Source organism: Bradyrhizobium prioriisuperbiae, from assembly GCF_032397745.1.
Lineage (GTDB): Bacteria > Pseudomonadota > Alphaproteobacteria > Rhizobiales > Xanthobacteraceae > Bradyrhizobium_A > Bradyrhizobium_A prioriisuperbiae.
On sequence record NZ_CP135921.1, the window covers coordinates 3,816,437 to 3,836,394 of the forward strand.

General features: G+C 63.7%; 17 protein-coding genes and 1 pseudogene. 13 read left to right on the plus strand and 5 right to left on the minus strand.

The window, feature by feature from the left end; genetic code table 11:
* Window positions 1–7: 7 nt before the first annotated feature.
* The 4 genes from RS897_RS17885 (at window position 8) to RS897_RS17900 (ending at window position 3,739) form a co-directional block, all read left to right on the plus strand.
* Entirely contained in the window at window positions 8–787 is a 780-nt protein-coding gene (locus RS897_RS17885) for an enoyl-CoA hydratase/isomerase family protein (RefSeq protein WP_315837840.1), read from the plus strand.
* A 61-nt stretch (window positions 788–848) separates the two neighbouring features.
* The gene (locus RS897_RS17890; protein WP_315837841.1) at window positions 849–2,054 is read left to right on the plus strand and encodes an ABC transporter substrate-binding protein; all 1,206 of its coding nucleotides are present in this window, start codon (window positions 849–851) and stop codon (window positions 2,052–2,054) included.
* Window positions 2,055–2,353: 299 nt separating this feature from the next.
* Window positions 2,354–3,175, plus strand: a complete 822-nt coding sequence (gene lpxA, locus RS897_RS17895; protein ID WP_315837842.1) for an acyl-ACP--UDP-N-acetylglucosamine O-acyltransferase — start codon at window positions 2,354–2,356, stop codon at window positions 3,173–3,175.
* A 99-nt stretch (window positions 3,176–3,274) separates the two neighbouring features.
* Window positions 3,275–3,739 (plus strand): PaaI family thioesterase, encoded by a 465-nt coding sequence (locus tag RS897_RS17900; RefSeq protein ID WP_315837843.1) that lies wholly within the window; start codon window positions 3,275–3,277, stop codon window positions 3,737–3,739.
* Window positions 3,740–3,925: 186 nt separating this feature from the next.
* Here the strand turns inward: RS897_RS17900 and RS897_RS17905 are convergent, their stop codons facing one another.
* Entirely contained in the window at window positions 3,926–4,528 is a 603-nt protein-coding gene (locus tag RS897_RS17905; RefSeq protein ID WP_315837844.1) for a helix-turn-helix domain-containing protein, read from the minus strand.
* 188 nt (window positions 4,529–4,716) lie between these two features.
* On the opposite strand from RS897_RS17905, the gene RS897_RS17910 reads away from it, so the two are divergent.
* Complete coding sequence (locus tag RS897_RS17910) at window positions 4,717–6,057, plus strand: MFS transporter (RefSeq protein WP_315837845.1); 1,341 nt, start codon at window positions 4,717–4,719, stop codon at window positions 6,055–6,057.
* A 21-nt stretch (window positions 6,058–6,078) separates the two neighbouring features.
* Window positions 6,079–6,855 (plus strand): aldolase, encoded by a 777-nt coding sequence (locus RS897_RS17915; protein WP_315837846.1) that lies wholly within the window; start codon window positions 6,079–6,081, stop codon window positions 6,853–6,855.
* A gap of 141 nt (window positions 6,856–6,996) precedes the next feature.
* On the opposite strand, the gene RS897_RS17920 is transcribed toward RS897_RS17915, so the two are convergent.
* Window positions 6,997–7,296, minus strand: a complete 300-nt coding sequence (locus RS897_RS17920; RefSeq protein ID WP_315837847.1) for a hypothetical protein — start codon at window positions 7,294–7,296, stop codon at window positions 6,997–6,999.
* Window positions 7,297–7,328: 32 nt separating this feature from the next.
* Entirely contained in the window at window positions 7,329–7,814 is a 486-nt protein-coding gene (locus RS897_RS17925; protein WP_315837848.1) for a hypothetical protein, read from the minus strand.
* A 484-nt stretch (window positions 7,815–8,298) separates the two neighbouring features.
* Between RS897_RS17925 and ppc the strand changes: the two are divergent.
* A pseudogene (gene ppc / locus RS897_RS17930) lies at window positions 8,299–11,055 on the plus strand (phosphoenolpyruvate carboxylase); the annotation flags it as partial.
* A gap of 133 nt (window positions 11,056–11,188) precedes the next feature.
* Here the strand turns inward: ppc and RS897_RS17935 are convergent.
* A complete protein-coding gene (locus tag RS897_RS17935; protein WP_315837849.1) occupies window positions 11,189–11,920 on the minus strand; it encodes a ribonuclease activity regulator RraA in 732 nt (243 codons plus the stop codon).
* A gap of 517 nt (window positions 11,921–12,437) precedes the next feature.
* On the opposite strand from RS897_RS17935, the gene RS897_RS17940 reads away from it, so the two are divergent.
* Together RS897_RS17940 and RS897_RS17945 are read left to right on the plus strand one after the other, a co-directional pair.
* Window positions 12,438–13,124: a FadR/GntR family transcriptional regulator gene (locus RS897_RS17940; protein ID WP_315837850.1), complete on the plus strand. Its 687-nt coding sequence runs from the start codon at window positions 12,438–12,440 to the stop codon at window positions 13,122–13,124.
* 68 nt (window positions 13,125–13,192) lie between these two features.
* Window positions 13,193–14,077 (plus strand): dihydrodipicolinate synthase family protein, encoded by an 885-nt coding sequence (locus RS897_RS17945; protein WP_315837851.1) that lies wholly within the window; start codon window positions 13,193–13,195, stop codon window positions 14,075–14,077.
* A 166-nt stretch (window positions 14,078–14,243) separates the two neighbouring features.
* Here RS897_RS17945 and RS897_RS17950 read toward each other — a convergent pair whose 3' ends face one another.
* Window positions 14,244–15,335, minus strand: a complete 1,092-nt coding sequence (locus tag RS897_RS17950; RefSeq protein WP_315837852.1) for a LacI family DNA-binding transcriptional regulator — start codon at window positions 15,333–15,335, stop codon at window positions 14,244–14,246.
* Window positions 15,336–15,664: 329 nt separating this feature from the next.
* Between RS897_RS17950 and RS897_RS17955 the strand changes: the two genes are divergently transcribed.
* From RS897_RS17955 to RS897_RS17970, 4 genes are read left to right on the plus strand one after another with little or no spacing between them, the layout of a single operon-like run.
* Window positions 15,665–16,738 (plus strand): maleylacetate reductase, encoded by a 1,074-nt coding sequence (locus RS897_RS17955; protein WP_407654507.1) that lies wholly within the window; start codon window positions 15,665–15,667, stop codon window positions 16,736–16,738.
* 7 nt (window positions 16,739–16,745) lie between these two features.
* The gene (locus RS897_RS17960; protein WP_315837854.1) at window positions 16,746–18,116 is read left to right on the plus strand and encodes an amidohydrolase family protein; all 1,371 of its coding nucleotides are present in this window, start codon (window positions 16,746–16,748) and stop codon (window positions 18,114–18,116) included.
* Window positions 18,117–18,121: 5 nt separating this feature from the next.
* Entirely contained in the window at window positions 18,122–19,024 is a 903-nt protein-coding gene (locus RS897_RS17965; protein WP_315837855.1) for an NAD(P)-dependent oxidoreductase, read from the plus strand.
* Window positions 19,025–19,069: 45 nt separating this feature from the next.
* Window positions 19,070–19,948 carry an intradiol ring-cleavage dioxygenase gene (locus RS897_RS17970; protein WP_315837856.1) on the plus strand — a complete coding sequence of 293 codons (879 nt, stop codon included), beginning with the start codon at window positions 19,070–19,072 and terminating at the stop codon, window positions 19,946–19,948.
* Window positions 19,949–19,958: the final 10 nt, after the last annotated feature.

Below are 19,958 nucleotides of genomic sequence, written 5' to 3' on the forward strand. Positions count from 1 at the left end.
GCGCACAATGAGCGACAGCACAGCCGTTCTGCACGACAAGCGCGGACCTGCGTTCTGGATCACTATCAACCGGCCGGACAAGCGGAATGCGCTCAATGCGGATGTGATCGCCGGGATCAAGGCCGGTTATCACAAGGCCCACAACGATCCCGATATCCGTGTGATCGTGCTCACCGGTGCTGGCGACAAGGCGTTTTGCGCCGGTGCCGATCTTCAGCCTGGAAAATCCTTCACCTTCGATTTTGCCAAACCGAATGTGGATTATGCCGACATGCTGCGGCTGGCGCAGGGCGCTACCAAGCCAAGCATCGCCCGGGTCAATGGTGCCTGCATGGCGGGTGGCATGGGGCTGCTCGCCATGACCGACATGGCGGTTGCCGCCGATCATGTCGCGTTCGGCCTGCCGGAGGTCAAGGTCGGCGTGTTTCCCATGCAGGTGATGAGCCTGCTGCAGGCGATTGCGCCACTGCGCCTGATCAATGAATGGAGCCTCACCGGCGAGCCGTTCGACGCCCATGCCGCAAAAGATGCGGGCCTTCTGAATTACGTGGTGCCGGCGGCCGAGCTCGACGCCAAGGTGGACTGGCTGGTCGGGCGCATCAGTGACAAGTCGCCGACCGCGATCCGCCGCGGCAAATACGCCATGCGCGCCATTGCGTCGATGTCATTTGACGAAGCCATTGCCTTTACCGAAAGCCAGATCGCGTTGTTGGCAATGACCGAGGATGCCAGGGAAGGCCTGGCGTCGTTCGCCGAAAAGCGCAAACCCTCCTGGCCGGGCAAATAGGCGGATTGCTCAGGGGATGTCGTCGCGATATCACGACCGGCCGTCACATTCGGGGATCGTCATGAAGGCAACCGCCGCGCTTCTTCTTGTTTCCGTCGTCGCTTCGGTGTCACCGGCTCTGGCGCAGAAATCAACACCTGGCGTCACCGATACCGAAATCCGCATCGGCAACACCATGCCCTACAGCGGGCCAGTGTCGGCATTCGGCCTGGCCGGACGGGTGATGTCGGCCTATTTCGATCAGGTCAACGGCAAGGGCGGGATCAACGGCCGCAAGCTGAATCTGCTGTCGCTCGATGATGCCTTCTCGCCACCGAAGACCGTCGAGGCGGTCCGCCGCCTAGTCGAAAGCGACAACGTCGCCTTCATTTTCGGCACCATGGGCACGGCGCCGAGTTCGGCCGTCGCCAAGTATCTCAACATCAACAAGGTGCCGCAGATCTTCCTGATCAGCACGGCGGCGAAGTGGAATGATCCCGTCAACATGCCGTGGTCGATCGCGCTGCCATGGGGGCCGAACTACCTGATGGAAGCGGCGATGGATGTGCAGTATGCGCGGGCGCAGAATCCGAACGCGCGTTTTGCCGTGCTCTACCAGAACGACGATGCCGGCAAGGAGTATCTGCGTGGTGTGCGCGAGGCGCTGGGTGCGGATGCCGACAAGGCGATCGCCATGGCTTCGAGCTTCGAGGTGGCTGATCCGACAGTGGATTCCCAGGTGCTGACGCTTGCCAGCACCAAGGCCGATGTCTTCATGATCTATTCGGTGACGCCGCGCGCCTGCGCCCAGGCCATCCGCAAGGCCTTTGAAGCCGGCTGGTTGCCGTTGCGTTTCATCTCCAGCGGTTGCGCCAACACCACCGCGGTGATGGCGCCGGCCGGCCTCGAGGCATCAGCCGGCATCCTCTCGCTGGGCGCACTGAAACCCTACGATGCCGAGACGGCCAAGGACCCCGGTCTCGCCGAGTACACCGCATTCATGCGGGAGCGTTTCGCGAACACCGACCCGAACAACTCTGCCGCGATCTATGGATATTATGTGTCGCAGGCGCTAGTGGTCCTGCTCGAACGTTGCGGCAACGATCTCTCCCGCGAGAACATCATGGCGCAGGCCACCAGCCTGAAGAATATCGAGTTGCCGATGCTGATGCCCGGCATCACCCTCAACACCAGCAAGGACGATTTCCGCGCTATCAAGGACGGTTACATGGTGCGCTTTGACGGCAGCCGCTGGTCCGTGATCAGCGAGCGGCTGCGCGGGAACTAGCAGGGCAGGTGATCGAGACCCGGATCTCGACGCTCGATTGTGCAGGTTTTGCGACCAAACTGGTCGATTGTGTGATTTTGACCCTGAATCGCCTGCGTCTCTCGACATTCGAAACCAACTCACCTAGCGTCGATGATGAGTTGCCGCTCCGGTGGCTGAATGCGCTTGAGCGCAGACAGCGGCGATTGTGGCCTCGTGACGTCTGTTCGGACGTCCGGAGGGCGGCATGGCACCCCGCACATCTTGTTTGGCGTACGTTTTGTTCGGCGTACGTCGGTATGACGGGAGTCTGTTTAAGCATGGCTATGATCCACCCCTCGGCCCATGTCGCGGCCGGGGCGCGTATTGCCGATACTGTCGAGATCGGCCCGAACTGCACGATTGGCGGCGATGTGACCATCGGTCCGGGCTGCCATCTGGCGGCCTTCGTCAACATCGGCGGCTTCACATCGATTGGCCAGGATACGCGGATTGGCGCCTTTGCGTCGCTGGGAACGCCGCCACAATCGATCGCGGCGGGTGACTCGACGGGCCGGCTGGTGGTCGGTGCCGGCTGCAATCTCGGCGGACATGTCACCATCAATGTGGGCACCCGGGATGGCGGGAATGTCACCGTGGTCGGCGATCGGTGTCGCATGCTGGCCTACAGCCACGTCGCGCACGACTGTTCGATTGGATCGGATGTCACGCTTGGTCTCGGGGTGGCGTTGGCGGGTCACTGCCAGGTTGGCGATTTCACCCAGTTCGACAATTATTCGGCCGCGCACCAGTTCAGCCATGTCGGTGCGTCGGCCATGGTCGAGATGCGGACGTTCGTGCGCTCAGACGTCATCCCGTTCGGTCTTGCGGCGGGGGACCTCTCGTATTTGGGCGGATTCAATCGCCTGGGGCTGCGGCAGCGGGCGTTCAGCGAAGCCGACATCGACATCGCCGAGGAGGCGTATCGCGGCATATTTTTCGGAGCCGACACCTTTGCCAGCCGGCTGAATCTCGTGGCCGGCAGATATCAGGGGCACATTCTCGCGGACCAGATCATCGACTTCATTCGGGCCGACAGACGTCGGCCGCTCTGTCACCCCCTGCGGCAGCGGACATCCCGTCGGGTGAGGGAGATGTCCTGAGGCCAGTTGCTGAGGTGTAGCGATACGGTGGCGTATTGCGATCCCGACGCCAGCCTGATACGTTACCGTATCAAACCAGCGTCTGCCGGGAACGCCCTCATGACCGCACGCGAGCCCCAGGATCCGGACTATCAGGAGCGGGTCATCGCGAGCTTCGACCGCCAGCAGGCGATGCGGACACTCGGCATAGCGATAACGCGCATGGCGCCCGGCAAGCTCGATCTCGCCATGGCGTATGACGCGGCCTACACCCAGCAGCACGGTTTTGTTCATGCCGGCATCATCACCGCGGGACTCGACAGTGCCTGCGGTTACGCTGCCTTTACGCTGATGCCCGCTGATTGCGATGTGTTGACCGTCGAATTCAAGACCAACCTGCTGGCGCCGGCGAGCGGCGACCGGTTTGAGTTTCGCGCCGAGGTGATCAAGCCCGGGCGCACCCTCACGGTGTGCGAAGCCCGGGCGTTCGCGCTGCGCAACGGCGAGGAAAAACTGGTGGCCACCATGTCGGCAACGCTGATGGTGCTGCGTGGACCGCAATCAGCGACCGCTAATGCGGGGTGAGTTTGCATTGAAGCAATTCCGTCATCCTGAGGTGCGAGCCTTGCGGTGCACTTGCACCGCTGGGCGAGCCTCGAAGGATGAACGGCCAATGAGCTGCCGCCCGGGCCGTCGCCCTTCGAGGGCCATCCTGCGGATGGCCACCTCAGGATGACGGATGACATTGGTCGAACCATATCTCATCGGGCGCTAGCGCTGCACCACGATGACCAGCACCTTGCTGCGTTTGCGCACGCTGCGGACATTGTGTTTCACCGATCCGGGAAATTGCAGGTAATCGCCCTCATTGAGCAATTGCGTGCGGTTGCCGAGCTCGATTTCGACGGCGCCTTCCAGCACAAAGAAGATCTCCTCGCCGCTGTGGTGGGCCGTGGCGGATTTGCGCATTTCGGTATCCGCTGCCGAAAATTCGACCACGAACGAGTTGATCATGGGATCGTTGCTGCGGCTCAGCGCGGCAAAGGCATAACCGCCATCGGTGGCGGTCGCCTTGCGGAAGGTGCGCCCCGCGGCTTTCGACAGATGCGATTTGCCGGCTGCGGTCGGCTCGCCCAGCAGTTCGGCGACCGAGGCGTGCAGCGCGTCGGCCAGCCGCATCAGCATGGCGAGCGACAGCGATTTCTGCCCGCGCTCGAATCGTGACAGATGGCCCTTGCTGACGCCGGTGTGTGCGGCGAGCTCGTCGAGGGTCATGCGCTGATGCAGCCGCAGCGATTTTGCGCGGGCGCCGACATCATTGCTCTCCGGGCTGGCGTCGGAGCGGGGAGCCTTGCTGACGGCCTTCTTCGCCACGTGCTTTCGGACCTTCCATTGCGATTCGCGCCTGCGACCATAAAGCCGGTCGCTGCGCGGCCAAATCGGCTTTTACCCGATCTGCCCAAAATTCTCGCGCCTGCGAGATAAAAATTGAGCTTGCAAATCGGACGGGCGCGGCGGAAGTTGGCTATAGGACAATAAAAGTTGTCTTTCAGGAGGCGCCCATGGTTGAAATAGCCGACGTCACGGCGGAATCCTTCGCACAGCCTTTTCCGGACTCCGTGGCGGACAGCCGCTCGATGCTCAAGGTGACACTTGCCACCATGATCGGGAGTGCGATCGAAGCCTTCGATTTCCTGACCTATGGCACCGCGGCCGCGCTGGTATTCAACAAGCTGTTCTTCCCGACCTTCAATCCCACCGCCGCGCAGCTGGCGGCGTTCGGTGCGTTTGCCGCGGGGTTCTTCGCGCGCCCGGTCGGCGGTCTCATTTTTGGTCATTATGGTGACCGGCTCGGCCGCAAGAAAATGCTGATGCTCGGCCTGGTGCTGATGGGCGTGGCCACGGTGGCCATCGGCCTGCTGCCGACCTATGCCTCGATCGGCCTTGCCGCGCCGATCCTGCTGATTGTCCTGCGCATTGCTCAGGGCATTTCGTTCGGCGGCGAGTATGCCGGCGGCATGCTGATGATGGTCGAGCACGCGCCGGCCGCGCGTCGCTCGTTCTTCGGCAGCCTGCCGCAAGGCGCAACCCCGGTCGGGCTGATGCTGTCCACCGGCGCATTCGCGCTGGCCAGCCTGTTGCCGGAGGAAGATTTCCTGGCCTGGGGCTGGCGGGTGCCGTTTCTCGCGAGTGTGGTGATGTTTGCGATCGGCGCCTATATCCGCCGGGATGTTGCGGAATCGCCGGTCTTTGTCGCCATGAAAAGCGAGCAGAAGATTCGCGCCTTTCCGGCCCGCGACGTTATCAGGCGGCACTGGCGCTCCCTGCTGCTGCTGATCGGCGGCAAGCTCGGCGAGGTCACGCTGTACTTTACGCTCGTGGTGTTTTCGGTCTCCTACGCCATCGGCACGCTCGGGTTTTCCCGCAGCGAGGTGTTGCGCGCGATCACGGTGGCCGCCGCCTTCCAGATCGTCGGCATTCCCTTGTTCGGCTGGCTTGGCGACAAGGTCGGCTCCCGTCGTCTCTATATCGCCGGCGGCCTGCTGCTGGCGGTGTCGGCGGTTCCGCTGGTGATAGCGCTCGGCAGCGGATCGGCGCTGGCGTTCCAGATCGCCGTCATTGTCGGACTCTCGATCAACTATGCGGCGATGTTCGGTCCGCAATCGCATCTCTACAGCGAGCAGTTCCCGCCGGAGCTGCGTTATTCCGGCATGTCGATCGGCATCCAGGTTGCCGGTGCGCTGGGTGGCGGGCTTGCCCCGATCGTGGCGACAACGCTGATTGCGAGCTTCGGCACCATCCAGGCGGTCGGGGTGTATCTCGCCGGCCTCGGCCTTCTCGCCGCGGCCTGCGCCTTCCTGATGCGGCAGACCTATCAACCGGCGTCCCAAATCCAGCTCTGACATCCACAGAGGATAACAACCATGTCGGCAACACCCCTCAAGGCCCATGCGGACAAGACCCATCACGCCAAACGCGTGGACGCCGATCTCGAAAGTCTGCACCGGACCAGCAGCTGGACCGATCAGGAAAAACTGACGTTCACCGCCCACATCCTGGCCGCCGAAGGCCACTTCGGCGGGCTGGCCGGCCAGCTGACCGCGCGGATCGGGCCGGACCGGTTTCTGACACTGCCGCTCGGCACCGGCTTCGACGAAGCCAAGCCCACCGGTTTCATCATGGTCGACGGCGATCTCAACGTGATCGAAGGTGACGGGATTCCCAATCCCGCCACGCGATTCCATCTGTGGATCTACAAACACAAGCCGGCCATTCGCTCCATTGTGCACACCCACCCGCCGGCCACCTCGGCCCTGTCCATGATCGGCCAACCGCTGATCGTCGCGCACATGGACGTGTGCATGTTCCAGGACCAGTGCGCCTATCTGCCGGATTGGCCGGGGCTTCCGATCGGGGACGAGGAGGGGATCGTTATTTCCGCTGCGCTTGGCGAGAGGAAAACCATTTTGCTCGCCAATCACGGCCTGATCACCACCGGCAATACGATCGAGGAGGCGGCCTATCTCGCCTTCTTCTTCGAACGCGCGGCGGCGCTGCAACTGACCGCTGCGGCCGCCGGCACAATCCATCCGGTCGATCCCGACAAGGCGCGGGAGGCGCGCGACTTTCTGCTCAAGCCCAAGATCGTCGAGATGACCTTCGAATACCTGGCCCGCAAGGTCGAACGTCAGAGAATGTAATGTGAGAGCTCAAGGCGTCCGGCTGGTGCCGGAGCCGTTTCGCCTCCAGACGTGCGCGCAAGAGCATGTCGAGGCCACATCAGAAGCGGATCATGTTGGATTCCCCGCGCTGTTGCGTCGAGCGCGGGGAATAAGCGGAAATCAGGCCGCGTAGCCCTTGATCTGGGGCGCCTGCACGGCGCGTAGCGCCGGCTTCGGCGCAACGGCGCGGAGTCTCGCTGTTTCGGCCAACTGGCGGTCGACTTCCGCGATGCTCTCCGGTGCGACCTCGCGGGCGACAGGGGCCATCTCGCGGGCCGGATGGTCGGGGCTCGCCACCAGGCGCGAGGTGGCCGCCATTTGCAGTGCGGTGGCGATTTCGCCGGCGCTGGTGCCGGTCTTCAGCAGCAGCAAGATCAGGAGGGCCTTGACGTCGGAGTTGAGGATATCTGCGTCCTGCATTGGTATTCCCCGTTATTGCCAGTTTTTGCCGATTACAGTTGGTTCGGTTGAGCGCCGAACAGTCTTTCGAAGAACGGCGTCGGCTGCGCCGGTTCTGTCGATTCTTTTTCCGCGACATGGTTGAGCGTCCGTGCAGTTTCGATGTGCTTGGCGCGGACGCGGGTGGTGCGGACACGGGGGCGCGGCACCGGATCGGATGACGCGACAATCGGAATGTCTTCGATGCTTCGGCGAAGCGCGACCAACTCGGTCACGCGCGCAGTGGCCTGATTGAGGTCGGTCAACCCTACGCGGCAAAGGCCGTCAGCGGGCTGCACCGTCTCGCGCGCCACCACCTTGACAATCGGCGCGGCAGGCGTCGCGACAGGTGCGGTGGCTGCGACAGGGACGGAAATCGGGGCGGCGTTGATTTTGACGCTTGTGAGCAGGCTGGCGTAGGCTGCCAGAAAGGGCATAAAGGCAAAGCACAGAGCGGAGATAACCACGACCGCGGTGGTGACGGTGACCCAGCGGACCATGCGGCCATCCGAGAGCACGATCGACGGAGGCACGGACAGTTGCGACAGCAACTCCTCCAGTTCTTCGATCTGCGCGTCCGTGTTCATGGGGCGGAGAGTCCGGCTGGTATGGTTAATCGATCCTTAATTTGATTCTGTCTTGCGTGTTTGTGCGTAACGGCCCCGTATTCCGGTGAGTCAAATGCGCGCCGCCGATTTCGAGCGCGTGAGCGTCGCCTTCCGATCGATGCAATGGCCTCTGGAGGCCCTTCGGATCCCGCCCGCCACGACTGCCCACATCCTGAGCAGGAATCCGGAAAATCCGGTGTTGGAAGGTCGATTTCTTGCACGGCAGCATCTTGCGTGGGCGGTCCGGATTATGGACAAATGATGCACTGCAAAAAGTTGGAAGGGATGGGCCATGTCTGCCGAGGTCAAGACGTCCGAGGTGAAGGCGCCCGGTGCGGGAATGCCGGTCTATGACGAGACCCGCGGCGCGGGGTTCGAGGACACCCAGCTTCGCAACGACATCCGCCAGCTTGGCCGTATCCTGGGCGACACCGTCCGCGACCAGGAGGGGGCGGCGGTGTTCGACCTGGTCGAGCGCATCCGGCAGACCTCGATCCGCTTCCACCGTGACGAGGACCAGGAAGCCAAGCGCGAGCTTGACGAGATCCTGAGCCGGATGTCGATCAGCGACACGGTGCGGATTGTCCGCGCCTTCAGCTATTTCTCCCATCTCGCCAATATCGCCGAAGACCAGAACCACATCCGCCAGAACCGCTCCCGCATCCTGGCCGGGCAGTTGCCGGAGGCCTCGACGATGGCCGGCGCGGTCGCCCGTGCCCGCAAGGCCGGCATCGGCGCCGAGCGGCTGCGGCAATTCTTCGATGAGGCCCTGGTCAGCCCGGTGCTGACGGCCCATCCGACCGAAGTCCGCCGCAAGAGCACCATCGATCGGGAAATGGAGATCGCGGCGCTGCTGGACCACAACGAGCGCACCCGGATGACCGCGGATGAGCGGCGCGACAGCGAGGAGCAACTGCGCCGCGCCGTGCTGACGCTGTGGCAGACCAACCTGCTGCGCCGGACCAAGCTGACCGTGCTGGACGAAGTTGCGAACGGCTTGTCGTTCTACGATTACACGTTCTTGCGGGAATTGCCCCGGCTGCACTGCGCCCTCGAAGACCGGCTGCAGGCGGAGGAAATGGCGAACCGGGATGTCGCCGAGAACGCGCTGGAGCATGATGAGCTGGCCTCGTTCGTGCGGGTCGGCAGCTGGATCGGTGGCGACCGCGACGGCAATCCCTTCGTCACCGCCGATGTGCTGCGCGACACCACCCGCATGCAGAGCACCCGGATCCTGCGGTTCTATCTCGACGAGCTGCATCAGCTCGGCGCCGAACTGTCGCTGGCGTCGCAACTGGTCGAGCTGTCCGAGGAGCTGCAGGCGCTGGCGAAACAGTCGCCGGATGCTTCGCCCCATCGCCGCGGCGAACCCTATCGACTGGCGATATCAGGCATCTATGCCCGCCTTGCCGCCACCGCGATGAAGCTCGACGGCATCGATTCCGATCGCCGCCCGGTCGGCAAGGCTGCGGCCTATGACGGCGTGGCGGATTTCCGCGCCGATCTCGATGTCATCCATCGTTCGCTGCTTGCGAATAATTCCGCCGTCATCGCCCGGGGACGGCTGCGCCAGCTGCGCCGCGCGGTGGATTGTTTCGGCTTCTATCTCGCCAGCCTCGACATCCGCCAGAACTCCGCCGTGCACGAGCGCACCTTGATCGAACTGTTCGATGCGGCGATGCCTGAGGTCGGCTATCGCGACCTCGATGAGGACGCCCGCATCGACCTCTTGGCCCGCGAACTCGCCACGGTGCGGCCGCTGGTGTCGCCGTTCGTCGCTTATGGCGAGGAGACCCGCGGTGAACTGGCATTGCTGCACGCCGTCGCCGACGCGCAAAAGCTGCTTGGCGACAAAGCCATCACCCAGTGCATCGTGTCGATGACCGAAGGCGTCTCGGATCTGCTGGAAATTGCGGTGCTGCTGAAGGAGTCCGGCATCATCGATCCCTCGGGAGCAAGCCGCATCAATGTGGTGCCGCTGTTCGAAACAATTAAAGACCTGCAGCACTGCGCCGAGATCATGGACCGGCTGCTGTCGCTGCCGGTCTATCGCAAGCTGGTCGACAGCCGCGGCGGTGTCCAGGAAGTGATGCTGGGGTATTCCGACAGCAACAAGGATGGCGGCTTCGTCACCTCCGGCTGGGAGCTCTACAAGGCCGAGATCAGTCTCATTGAAGTGTTCAAGCGTCACGGCGTGCGGCTGCGGCTGTTCCATGGCCGCGGCGGTTCGGTCGGCCGCGGCGGCGGGCCGAGCTACGATGCCATCATCGCCCAGCCGGGCGGCGCGGTGAACGGCCAGATCCGCATCACCGAGCAGGGCGAAATCATCTCCAGCAAATACTCCAATGCGGAAGTCGGCCGCCGCAACCTGGAAATCCTGGTTGCGGCGACGCTGGAAGCCAGCCTGATCCAGCCGCAGCAGGCTGCGCCGCGCGAAGATTATCTGGTCGCCATGGAAGAGCTGTCGTCGCTCGCCTTCGCGGCCTATCGCAATCTCGTGTACGAGACCGAAGGCTTCACCGATTATTTCTGGGAATCCACCGTGATCTCGGAAATCTCCGGCCTCAACATCGGCAGCCGGCCGGCCTCGCGCAAGCAGACCCGCCGCATCGAGGACCTGCGCGCGATTCCCTGGGTGTTCAGCTGGGCGCAATGCCGCCTGATGCTGCCGGGCTGGTTCGGCTTCGGTACCGCCGTGGAGACCTGGATCAAGCAGCACCCCGACAAGGGCATTGAACTGCTGCAGGAGCTCTATCGCGAGTGGCCGTTCTTCCGCACGTTGCTGTCGAACATGGACATGGTGCTCTCAAAGAGCAGCATTGCCATCGCCTCGCGTTATGCGGAGCTCGTCACCGACAAGAAGCTGCGCGACACCATCTTCCAGCGCATCCGCACCGAGTGGCAGACCTCGATCCGCCTGTTGCTGCAGATCATGGAGCAGGACCGCCTGCTGCAAGGCAACCCGCTGCTGGAACGCTCCATCCGCAACCGCTTTCCTTATCTCGACCCGTTGAACCACACCCAGGTCGAGCTGCTGAAAGCCCACCGAGCCGAGAATGCCGACGAGCAAGTGCTGCGCGGCGTGCAGATCACGATCAATGGAATTTCGGCGGGGTTGAGGAATAGCGGGTGATCTTCAAACTCGGAGATCATTATTTTTTCCGTCATGCCCGCACTTGGTGCGGGCATCCACGCCTTTACAGCATTACCAAAAGAAAGACATGGATGGCCGGGACAAGCCCGGCCATGACGAAAAACAGCGAACGCTAAATCGCCCCTGAGCCCGACCCCGTATCCCCCAGCGTCGCCTTGAAGCGTTTCAGCGTCTCTTCGTTCGGCGGATAGGTGCCGCGCAGCGGCGCGCCCTTACGGATTTCGTCGAGCACGAAGCTCTCCAGCTTGTCCTGGTTGAAGCCCTCCAGCGCCACCTCATCGGCGATGCCGCGCGGCAGCACGATCACGCCGTCGCCATCGCCCACCATGATGTCGCCGGGGAAAACGGGGGCGGTGCCGCAGCCGATCGGCACGTTGAGGTCGACGGCGTGATGCCGGGTCAGGTTGGTCGGCGCGGAGCGGGCCGCGCAGTAGGTCGGCATATCGAGCTCGGCGATCTCGTCGGCATCGCGCAGGCCGCCGTCGGTGACGATGCCGGCGCAGCCCCGGATCATGGCGCGGGTGGCAAGAATGCCGCCGGCGGATGCGGCGGAATGATCGCCCCGGCAATCCATCACCAGCACATGGCCCGGGGGCACCGTCTCGATCGCCTTGCGTTGCGGGTGCTCGGGATCACGGAACACCTCGATGGTGTCGATATCTTCGCGCGCGGGAATGTAGCGCAGGGTGAAGGCCGGGCCGACCATCTTCAGCGGCCGGCTGGTGAGCCGCGGCACGCCCTGGATGAATTGTGAACGCAGGCCGCGCTTGAACAGGATGGTGGCCAGTGTTGCAGTGGAGACCACCATCAGGCGGTCACGGGTCTCGGAAGACAATTCGGTCATGGTGCGTCCTTGGCGTCGGCGATGGTGGTGCGAAGCAGATCGCTCGCGATCAGGTTTCGGTAAAAAAAACTCGGCCTGTTTGGCGGCGTGATGCGTTGCGAACAGCGGGGTCTCGCGCAGCGCCGCGAGGGTGGTCTCATCCTGCGCGTCGAGGCGGGCGGTGGCAATGGCGGACGCGCGCCGCCGTCCAGGTCATGGCCGCCGAGAGCGACACGCAAGAGCCGCAGGCCGGCGAGATCGTAAGACTGCATGGTTGTCTCACCCCTTGATCGAAGAACTGGTGTCATCACCAACACGTCCGGCTGCCACAAGGCGCCCCCAAAGCATCTTTACAACATTGAGCCGAACAGTTTCCCTCCCCAGGTCGCCCTGATCACGGGACGGTACAGTTCAAGCTGTTATCCGGCCTTTGGAGTGTTGCTACAAACTGTAAGTAAAGTTGTAAATATGTTAGATTTGCGTCCCGGGCGGAACCATGCGTGGATCTGATAACAGCAACATGATGAGTCGACGGACGATGACCGCCCGGGTGAAGCTGAGCGACAAAGCCTATGAATACATCCTCAGCCAGATCATCAGCGGCGCTTACCCCGTCGACAGCCGGCTGCCGACCGAGACCGATCTCGCCGACAAGCTCGGCGTCTCCCGGCCGATCGTGCGCGAGGCACTGCTGCGGCTGCGCGACGACGGCGTGATCGCCTCGCGCCAGGGATCGGGCTCCTATGTGCTGCGCCGGCCGGCCAAGGATGTCGGCATGTTCTCGCCGGTCGGCAGCATTGCCGATATCCAGCGCTGCTTCGTGTTTCGCGTCGCGGTCGAGGGCGAGATCGCTGCGATCGCGGCGCGGATGCGCGACCCCGATGGCATGACGCGGCTGCGCGGGGCGTTCGCCGCACTCGAAATCATCACCGAGCAGGGCAAACTTGGCGTGGAGGAGGACGTCGCATTTCACCGCGCCGTGGCCGAGGCCACCGGCAATCATTTCTTTGTCGCGACCCTGCAAAGCCTGCACGACCAGATCGCCGCCGGGATGAACCTCAACCGCAATCTGTCGCTGATCCAGCCGCGCAGCCGCTTGCTGATGGTCCAGGTCGAGCACAAGGCGATCGTCGATGCCATCGAGGCCGGTGACGAAGCCGGCGCGCGCACCGCCATGCACACACATCTGGAATGCGCCCGGCGCCGGATATTCGAAGGCGGCTGAACGATCATCTTTGGTGTATAGCCGATAGATGTTCCCTTTTGGACTTTCACTCGCAGCATCGAGGCATCATGTCGGCATCCGCGGATCTTCACGGCGTCTTCCCTTATCTCGTATCGCCGATCGACGCCGGCGGGCAGATCCGCACCGATGTGCTGGGGCGGCTCTGTGACGATCTGATCAAGGCCGGCGTGCACGGCCTGACGCCGCTGGGCTCGACCGGCGAGTTCGCCTATCTCAATGCGGCGCAGCGCACCGCGGTGGTGAAAACCACCATCGAAGCCTCCGCGCGGCGCGTGCCTGTGGTGGCCGGCGTGGCGTCGACCTCGACGGCGGATGCGGTGGCGCAGGCCAGGGCTTATCAGCAGCTCGGCGCCGACGGCATCCTGGCCATCCTGGAAGCGTATTTCCCGGTCAGCGATGCGCAGGTCGAAAGCTACTTCCGTGCCATCGCCGACGCCGTGGATATTCCGGTTGTCATGTACACCAATCCGCAATTCCAGCGCTCCGACCTGACGCTCGATGTCATCGAACGGCTCGCCCAGCATCCGCGCATCGGCTACATCAAGGATGCCTCCACCAACACCGGCCGGCTGCTGTCGATCCTCAACCGCTGCGGCGACGCCATTCGGGTGTTCGCCGCATCCGCGCATATTCCCGCCGCCGTGATGCTGATCGGCGGTGTCGGCTGGATGGCCGGCCCGGCCTGCGTGGTGCCGCAGCAGAGCGTCGCTTTGTACGACCTCTGCAAGGCCGGCCGCTGGGACCAGGCGCTGATCCAGCAGCGCAAGCTCTGGCGCATCAACGAAGCCTTCGCACGTTTTAATCTGGCCGCCTGCATCAAGGCCGGCCTCACCCTCCAGGGCTACGACGTCGGCGACCCCGTGCCGCCACAGGCGGCGCTGAGCGAGGCCGATCGCAAGGTGGTGCAGAAGTTGTTGGAGGAGTTGGCTTGAGAATGATTTGGAAAAGCCAGTGTGAGCGCTGGCGCATCATCCCCACTCCGTCATTGCCGGGCTTGACCCGGTAATCCAGCTTATGCGCGGCAGGACTTCAGTGAAGAAAGCTGGATCACCGGGTCAAGCCCGGTGATGACGCTGAATATGGAGAAACGTCGTCTCCCTACGACGCCGCCAGATCCGCATCGCTGCGCGCGACACTGCGAATCCTGGCCACCGAATCCCGCACCACCAGCTCCGGTGTCAGCACGATGCGGTTGGTTTCGATCGGCGTGTCGTTGATCATGGCGATCAGGAGCTTCGCGGCCTGGATGCCGAGATCGGCGGTGGGGGTGTGGATGGTGGTCAGCGCCGGCGCGATCGCGTCCATGAACTGCATGTTGTTCATGCCGACTAGCGAAATCTGCGACGGACAGCGGATCTGGTTGGCCCGAAGATGACGAAGCGCGCCGACTGCCAGCATGTCGTTGGCGGCCGAAATCGCGGTGATGTCGGGATGCTCGCGCAGCAACTGCGCGCAGGCGGTCTCGCCATCCTCCACGGTGAATTCGGCGGCAAACACCACCGATGGCGAGACGCCATCCCCGGCGCGGGCGCGGCAGGCGCGGCGGAAGCCGCGGTAGCGATGATAGCCGGTCGAGACGTTTTGCGGGCCGGCGATATGGGCGATGCGGCGGTGGCCGTGGTCGGCGAGATGTGCCACCACGATTTCCATTGCCCTGGTGTCGTCGACCCGAACGCTCGGGATCAGCTCGGACTCGGCGGCGCGAAACACCGAGACGGTAGGGATGTTGGCCTCGACGCAGACATCGACATCGGGATCGTTGCGCGCGAAGGTCGCGATCGCGAGGCCTTCGACGCCCTGGCGGATGAAGCGCTCGATCAGCGCGCCCTGGCGTCCCGGATAGTTGTCGGTGTTGCCGACAATGGTGACATAGCCGATCTCGGCAAAGCAGTCCTCGATGGCGCGAACGATCGGAGGGTGAACCGGGTCGCCGAGATGCGACACGATCACGCCGATGGTGTGCGAGCGCTGGGTGCGCAGGCCGGACGCCAGCGCATTGGCGCGGTAGCCCATTTCCCTCACGCAGGTCTCGACGCGCTCGATCATCTCCGGCGAGATCAAATGGCGCTTTTCCGGATTGAGCGCACGCGACACCGTGGACCAATGCACGCCTGCGCGCTTCGCCACGTCGATGATGGTGACGCGTGCGGCGCGTTCAGGAACCGTCTTCGAAGGTGTCTTTCGAACCATTCCGCGTCCCGGTGAGTCTCAGTCCGTGAACCTACCCGAACTCGCCGGCAATGGCACGCGATGTTGATCCGGATGACGGACAAAGAAACCCAAGGTTTCGAAATTGAGGCTTGGAAAATTCGCCGGGTCGTGATCCCAGCGTATCGTCGAAAACCCCTGCAAACACCGATTGACAAACGTGTGCATAAAAACTAACAGTGCAGGCGGGGAAACATGACCGTGCCGCGCGGCTGGCTTCAACTGGCCGTGACGGCATCGCTCATGCGCGGAAAAATCGCGCGCCGCGATCGATGGCGTGCATAATGCAAGCGCGGACCAAGGAGTAGATGATGGACCGGTTCGTCTATCAGTCGGCACCCATGCGGGTGGTCTTCGGGACGGGGACGCTGGCGGAATTGCCGGCGGAGCTCGAGCGTCTGTCGATCAGTCGCGCGCTGGTTCTGACCACGCCGCCTCAGGAAAAACAGGGACACGACATCGCGGCGCTGCTTGGCGCGCGCGCCGCCGGCATATTCTCCGGCGCCACCATGCACACGCCGGTCGACGTGACTGAGCTGGCGATGGCGCAGGTCAAGGCGCTCAATGCCGACGGCGTGGTTGCGGTCGGCGGCGGCTCCACCACCGGGCTTGGCAAGGCGATCGCGTTGCGCACCGATTTGCCGCAGGTGGTGGTGCCCACCAGTTATGCCGGCTCGGAGATGACGCCGATCCTGGGCGAGACCCGCGACGGCCTCAAGACCACGCAGTCGAGCCCGAAAATCCTGCCCGAGACCGTGGTCTATGACGTGGACCTCACCATGTCGTTGCCGCCGGGCATGACCGCGACCTCCGGCATGAACGCGATCGCGCATGCGGTCGAGGCGCTCTACGCCCGCGAAAAGAATCCGATCATCTCATTGATGGCGGAAGAGGCCATTCGCGCACTGGCGACGGCCCTGCCTGTGATCGTTGCAACACCGGGCGATCGCGAGGCGCGCTCCGGTGCGCTGTATGGCGCCTGGCTGGCCGGGACGTGCCTGGGCGCAGTCGGCATGGCACTGCATCACAAGCTTTGCCACACCCTCGGCGGCACCTTCGATCTGCCGCATGCGGAAACCCACACCATCGTGCTGCCTCACGCGATGGCCTACAACGCGCCCGCGGTGCCGGAGGTCGCGGCGCGCATCGCGCGGGCGCTCGGCACCAGCGATGCAGCGCAGGGACTTTACGATCTGGCGCGCCGTCTTCATGCGAAGCTCGCCTTGAAGGACATCGGCATGCCGGAGAGCGGCATCGACAGGGCCGCCGACCTCGCTGTGACCAATGCCTACTGGAATCCGCGGCCGCTGGAGCGCGGCGCGATCCGCGACTTGATCGCGCGGGCCTTCGCGGGCGAGGCGCCCGTCACCGTGCCGCTGGCATGAGCGTCCCATGACCGGTACGGCGACCCGCACGCTGATCCGCTCCGCCACGATCGTGACCATGGACGATCGCCTCGGCGATCTTGCCAGCGCCGATCTGCTGGTCGAGGGCGGGCAGATCATCGATATCGGTCCGAACATCGCGGCGAGCGATGCGGACGTCATCGACGGCCGTGACCGCATTGTGATTCCCGGGCTGATCAATGCGCATATGCACACCTGGCAGACGGCGCTGCGCGGCTATGCGGCGAACTGGACCCTGCTGGAATATTTCCGGCGCATGCATGCCGGTCTTGCCACCTTGTTCACGCCGGACGACATCTACATCGCCACCGTGATGGGCGCGCTGAACCAGATCAATATGGGCGTCACGACGCTGGTCGACTGGTGTCACAACAACCCGACCCCGGCGCACACCGACGCTGCCGTGCGCGCGCTGCTCGAAAGCGGCATCCGCGCCGCCTTCTTTCATGGTTCGCCCAAGCCGGAGCCGAAGCCGGGCGAACCGCATTTCTCGGAAGTCCCGCACCCGCGCCATGAGGTCGAGCGTCTGCTGGCCGGCCCGTTGTCCGATCGCAATGGCCTGGTAACGCTGGGGCTTGCGATTCTGGGGCCGCATTATTCCACCCTCGACGTGTCGCTGCAGGATTTCCGGCTGGCGAAGGAATTCGGTTTGGTCGCCTCGATGCATCAGGGCGGCGGGCCGGCGAAGACATCAGGTGGCTGGGAGAAACTGATCGAGGCCGGCCTTGTCGGCCCCGGCGTCAACATCGTGCACGGCAACGATCTCTCCGACGATCTGCTGGCGCGCTTTGTCGATCTCGGCGTGTCGTTCTCGGTCACGCCGGAAAACGAAATGATCCAGGGCCATGGCTTTCCAATCACCGGCCGTCTGTTGAAGGTGGGGGCGCGGCCGTCGATCGGGATCGATCTGGAATCCGTGCTGGCCGGCGACCTCATCGCGGTGGCGCGGGTGGCGCTGTCGACCCAGCGCGCGCTGGACAATGCCGAGGCACGTCGCGCTGGCGGTCCCATTCCCGCCACCACCACAATCCCCGTGCGCGAGGCGCTGCGCTGGATCACCATCGAAGGCGCGCGCATGCTTGGTCGCGAAGCCGAGATCGGTTCGCTGTCGGTCGGCAAGCGCGCCGACCTCGTGGTCATCGACGCCGGCGCCCTGAACATGTCGCCGGTGCACGATCCGGTGTCGACCGTGGTGATGCAGACCGGCCTTACCAACATCGAGGCGGTGATGATCGACGGCGTCTGGAAAAAGCGGGCCGGGCGCCTGCTGGCCGGCGGCATTGAAGACAAGCAACAGGAACTGGCGCGCTCGGGTCGGCGCCTGGTTCACGATATCGAACGACAGCAAGCGGCGTGACAACAATGACAGAACAAAAAACCAGCATCGCCTGGATCGGGGTCGGCAAGATGGGGCTGCCGATGGCGGCGCTCGTGGTGAAAGCCAGCCACCAGGTGACGGCGTTTGATCCGGACCACGCCCGGCTCGCGGCGGCGAAGGCGCAGGGCATAGGCGAAGCCGCTTCGCCAAATGACGCGGTTGCCGGCAAGGGCGTGGTCATCACCTCGCTGCCGGATGATACAGCACTGCGTGCCACGGTGCTCGGACCGCAGGGCCTGCTGCAGGCCATGGCGGCCAATTCTATCCTGATCGAAACCAGCACCGTCAGCGCCGAGATTTCGGCGGAGGTGGCCGTGGCTGCGAAGGCCAGGAATATCGCCTATCTGCGCACACCGGTGTCCGGCAATGCCAGCATCGCCCACACCGGTGCGCTGACCTGTTTCGTGTCCGGACCGAAGGTCACGTTCGAGGCTTTAAAGCCGTTGCTCGCCACCTTCACCCGGGCGCAGACTTATCTCGGGGAAGCCGAAGAAGCCCGCTTCGCCAAGCTTGCCGTCAACCTGATGATCGCGGTGTCGGCCGGCATGATGGCGGAGAGCCTGGCGCTGGCGCGCAAGGGCGGCATCGCCTGGCAGGACATTCTGAAGGTGCTGGATGACAGCGCGGTGGCCTCGCCGATGGTGAAGTACAAGACCGCGCCGCTGCGCACCCGCGATTTCGACTCGACGTTTTCCTGCCGGCAGATGGCCAAGGATCTCGACTTGATCCTGTCCGCCGGCCACACTGCCGGCGTGCCGCTGCAGCTTGCGGCACAGGTGCGCGAAACCTACGGTTCGCTGGTGGCCCAGGGCCACGGTGAGAGCGATTTCATCGCCACCGTGCGGCATGTCGAGCGCCTGTCGGGCCTCGACGAACCCAAGCTTTGATAGCCGAAACTCTGATGATCCAAATCTTGAAGATCGGAGCGTCCCATGCGCAACTTCAATGAGAACACCATCACCGATGCGGTGCTGGAGCGGATCGCGAATGCCGCCGATCCCCGCATCAAGCAGGTCAGCGAAGCCCTGGTGCGCCACCTGCATGCCTTTGTGCGCGAGGTGCGGCCGACCCAGAAGGAATGGGAGCAGGGCATCGATTTCCTGACCCGCACCGGCCAGATGTGCGACGACAAGCGCCAGGAGTTCATCCTGCTGTCGGATACACTCGGCGTATCGATGCTGGTGGATGCCATCAACCATCCGCTGCCCGATGGCGCAACCGAGACCACGGTGCTCGGTCCGTTCTTCGTGCAGGCGGCGCTGGAGAAGCAATTGGGTGAGGACATCTCCGGCGGCATGAAGGGCGATCCGCTGATCGTCACCGGCACGGTCGCCACTCCGGACGGCAGGCCGATCCCCGGCGCCACCATCGATGTCTGGCATTCCAACAATGACGGTTATTACGACGTGCAGCAGCTCGACGACATCGGCCACTTGGCGATGCGCGCGCGTTTCCTCGCCGATGACAATGGCGGCTTCTCGTTCTGGTCGATCAAGCCCGCGGCCTATCCCGTGCCGCACGACGGCCCGGTCGGGCAGATGCTGGAGGCGCAGGGGCGCCATCCCTGGCGGCCGGCGCATGTCCATTTCATGATCGCGGCGCCGGGTTATGAGACGCTGGTGACCTATGTGTTCGAGGATGGCGACAAGTACCTGGATTCCGACGTGGTGTTCGGCGTCAAGGACAGCCTGATCCGGGAGTACAAGCCGCGCGAGCCAGGCCTGGCGCCGGATGGCTGGCAGATGAACGTGCCGTACTACTATCTGAACTACGATTTCGGCCTGAAGCCGGCGGCGAACAGCGCCACGTAGAGCAACCGAT

Bases quoted from the DNA above. Each gene is read 5' to 3' on its own strand.
- RS897_RS17885 (WP_315837840.1), top strand. From the start codon at position 8: ATGAGCGACAGCACAGCCGTTCTGCACGACAAGCGCGGACCTGCGTTC.
- lpxA (WP_315837842.1), top strand. From the start codon at position 2,354: ATGGCTATGATCCACCCCTCGGCCCATGTCGCGGCCGGGGCGCGTATT.
- RS897_RS17920 (WP_315837847.1), bottom strand. From the start codon at position 7,296: ATGCAGGACGCAGATATCCTCAACTCCGACGTCAAGGCCCTCCTGATC.
- RS897_RS17945 (WP_315837851.1), top strand. From the start codon at position 13,193: ATGTCGGCATCCGCGGATCTTCACGGCGTCTTCCCTTATCTCGTATCG.
- RS897_RS17900 (WP_315837843.1), top strand. From the start codon at position 3,275: ATGACCGCACGCGAGCCCCAGGATCCGGACTATCAGGAGCGGGTCATC.
- RS897_RS17955 (WP_407654507.1), top strand. From the start codon at position 15,665: ATGGACCGGTTCGTCTATCAGTCGGCACCCATGCGGGTGGTCTTCGGG.
- RS897_RS17915 (WP_315837846.1), top strand. From the start codon at position 6,079: ATGTCGGCAACACCCCTCAAGGCCCATGCGGACAAGACCCATCACGCC.
- RS897_RS17950 (WP_315837852.1), bottom strand. From the start codon at position 15,335: ATGGTTCGAAAGACACCTTCGAAGACGGTTCCTGAACGCGCCGCACGC.
- RS897_RS17935 (WP_315837849.1), bottom strand. From the start codon at position 11,920: ATGACCGAATTGTCTTCCGAGACCCGTGACCGCCTGATGGTGGTCTCC.
- RS897_RS17910 (WP_315837845.1), top strand. From the start codon at position 4,717: ATGGTTGAAATAGCCGACGTCACGGCGGAATCCTTCGCACAGCCTTTT.
- RS897_RS17925 (WP_315837848.1), bottom strand. From the start codon at position 7,814: ATGGTCCGCTGGGTCACCGTCACCACCGCGGTCGTGGTTATCTCCGCT.
- RS897_RS17890 (WP_315837841.1), top strand. From the start codon at position 849: ATGAAGGCAACCGCCGCGCTTCTTCTTGTTTCCGTCGTCGCTTCGGTG.
- RS897_RS17970 (WP_315837856.1), top strand. From the start codon at position 19,070: ATGCGCAACTTCAATGAGAACACCATCACCGATGCGGTGCTGGAGCGG.
- RS897_RS17965 (WP_315837855.1), top strand. From the start codon at position 18,122: ATGACAGAACAAAAAACCAGCATCGCCTGGATCGGGGTCGGCAAGATG.
- RS897_RS17960 (WP_315837854.1), top strand. From the start codon at position 16,746: ATGACCGGTACGGCGACCCGCACGCTGATCCGCTCCGCCACGATCGTG.
- RS897_RS17940 (WP_315837850.1), top strand. From the start codon at position 12,438: ATGACCGCCCGGGTGAAGCTGAGCGACAAAGCCTATGAATACATCCTC.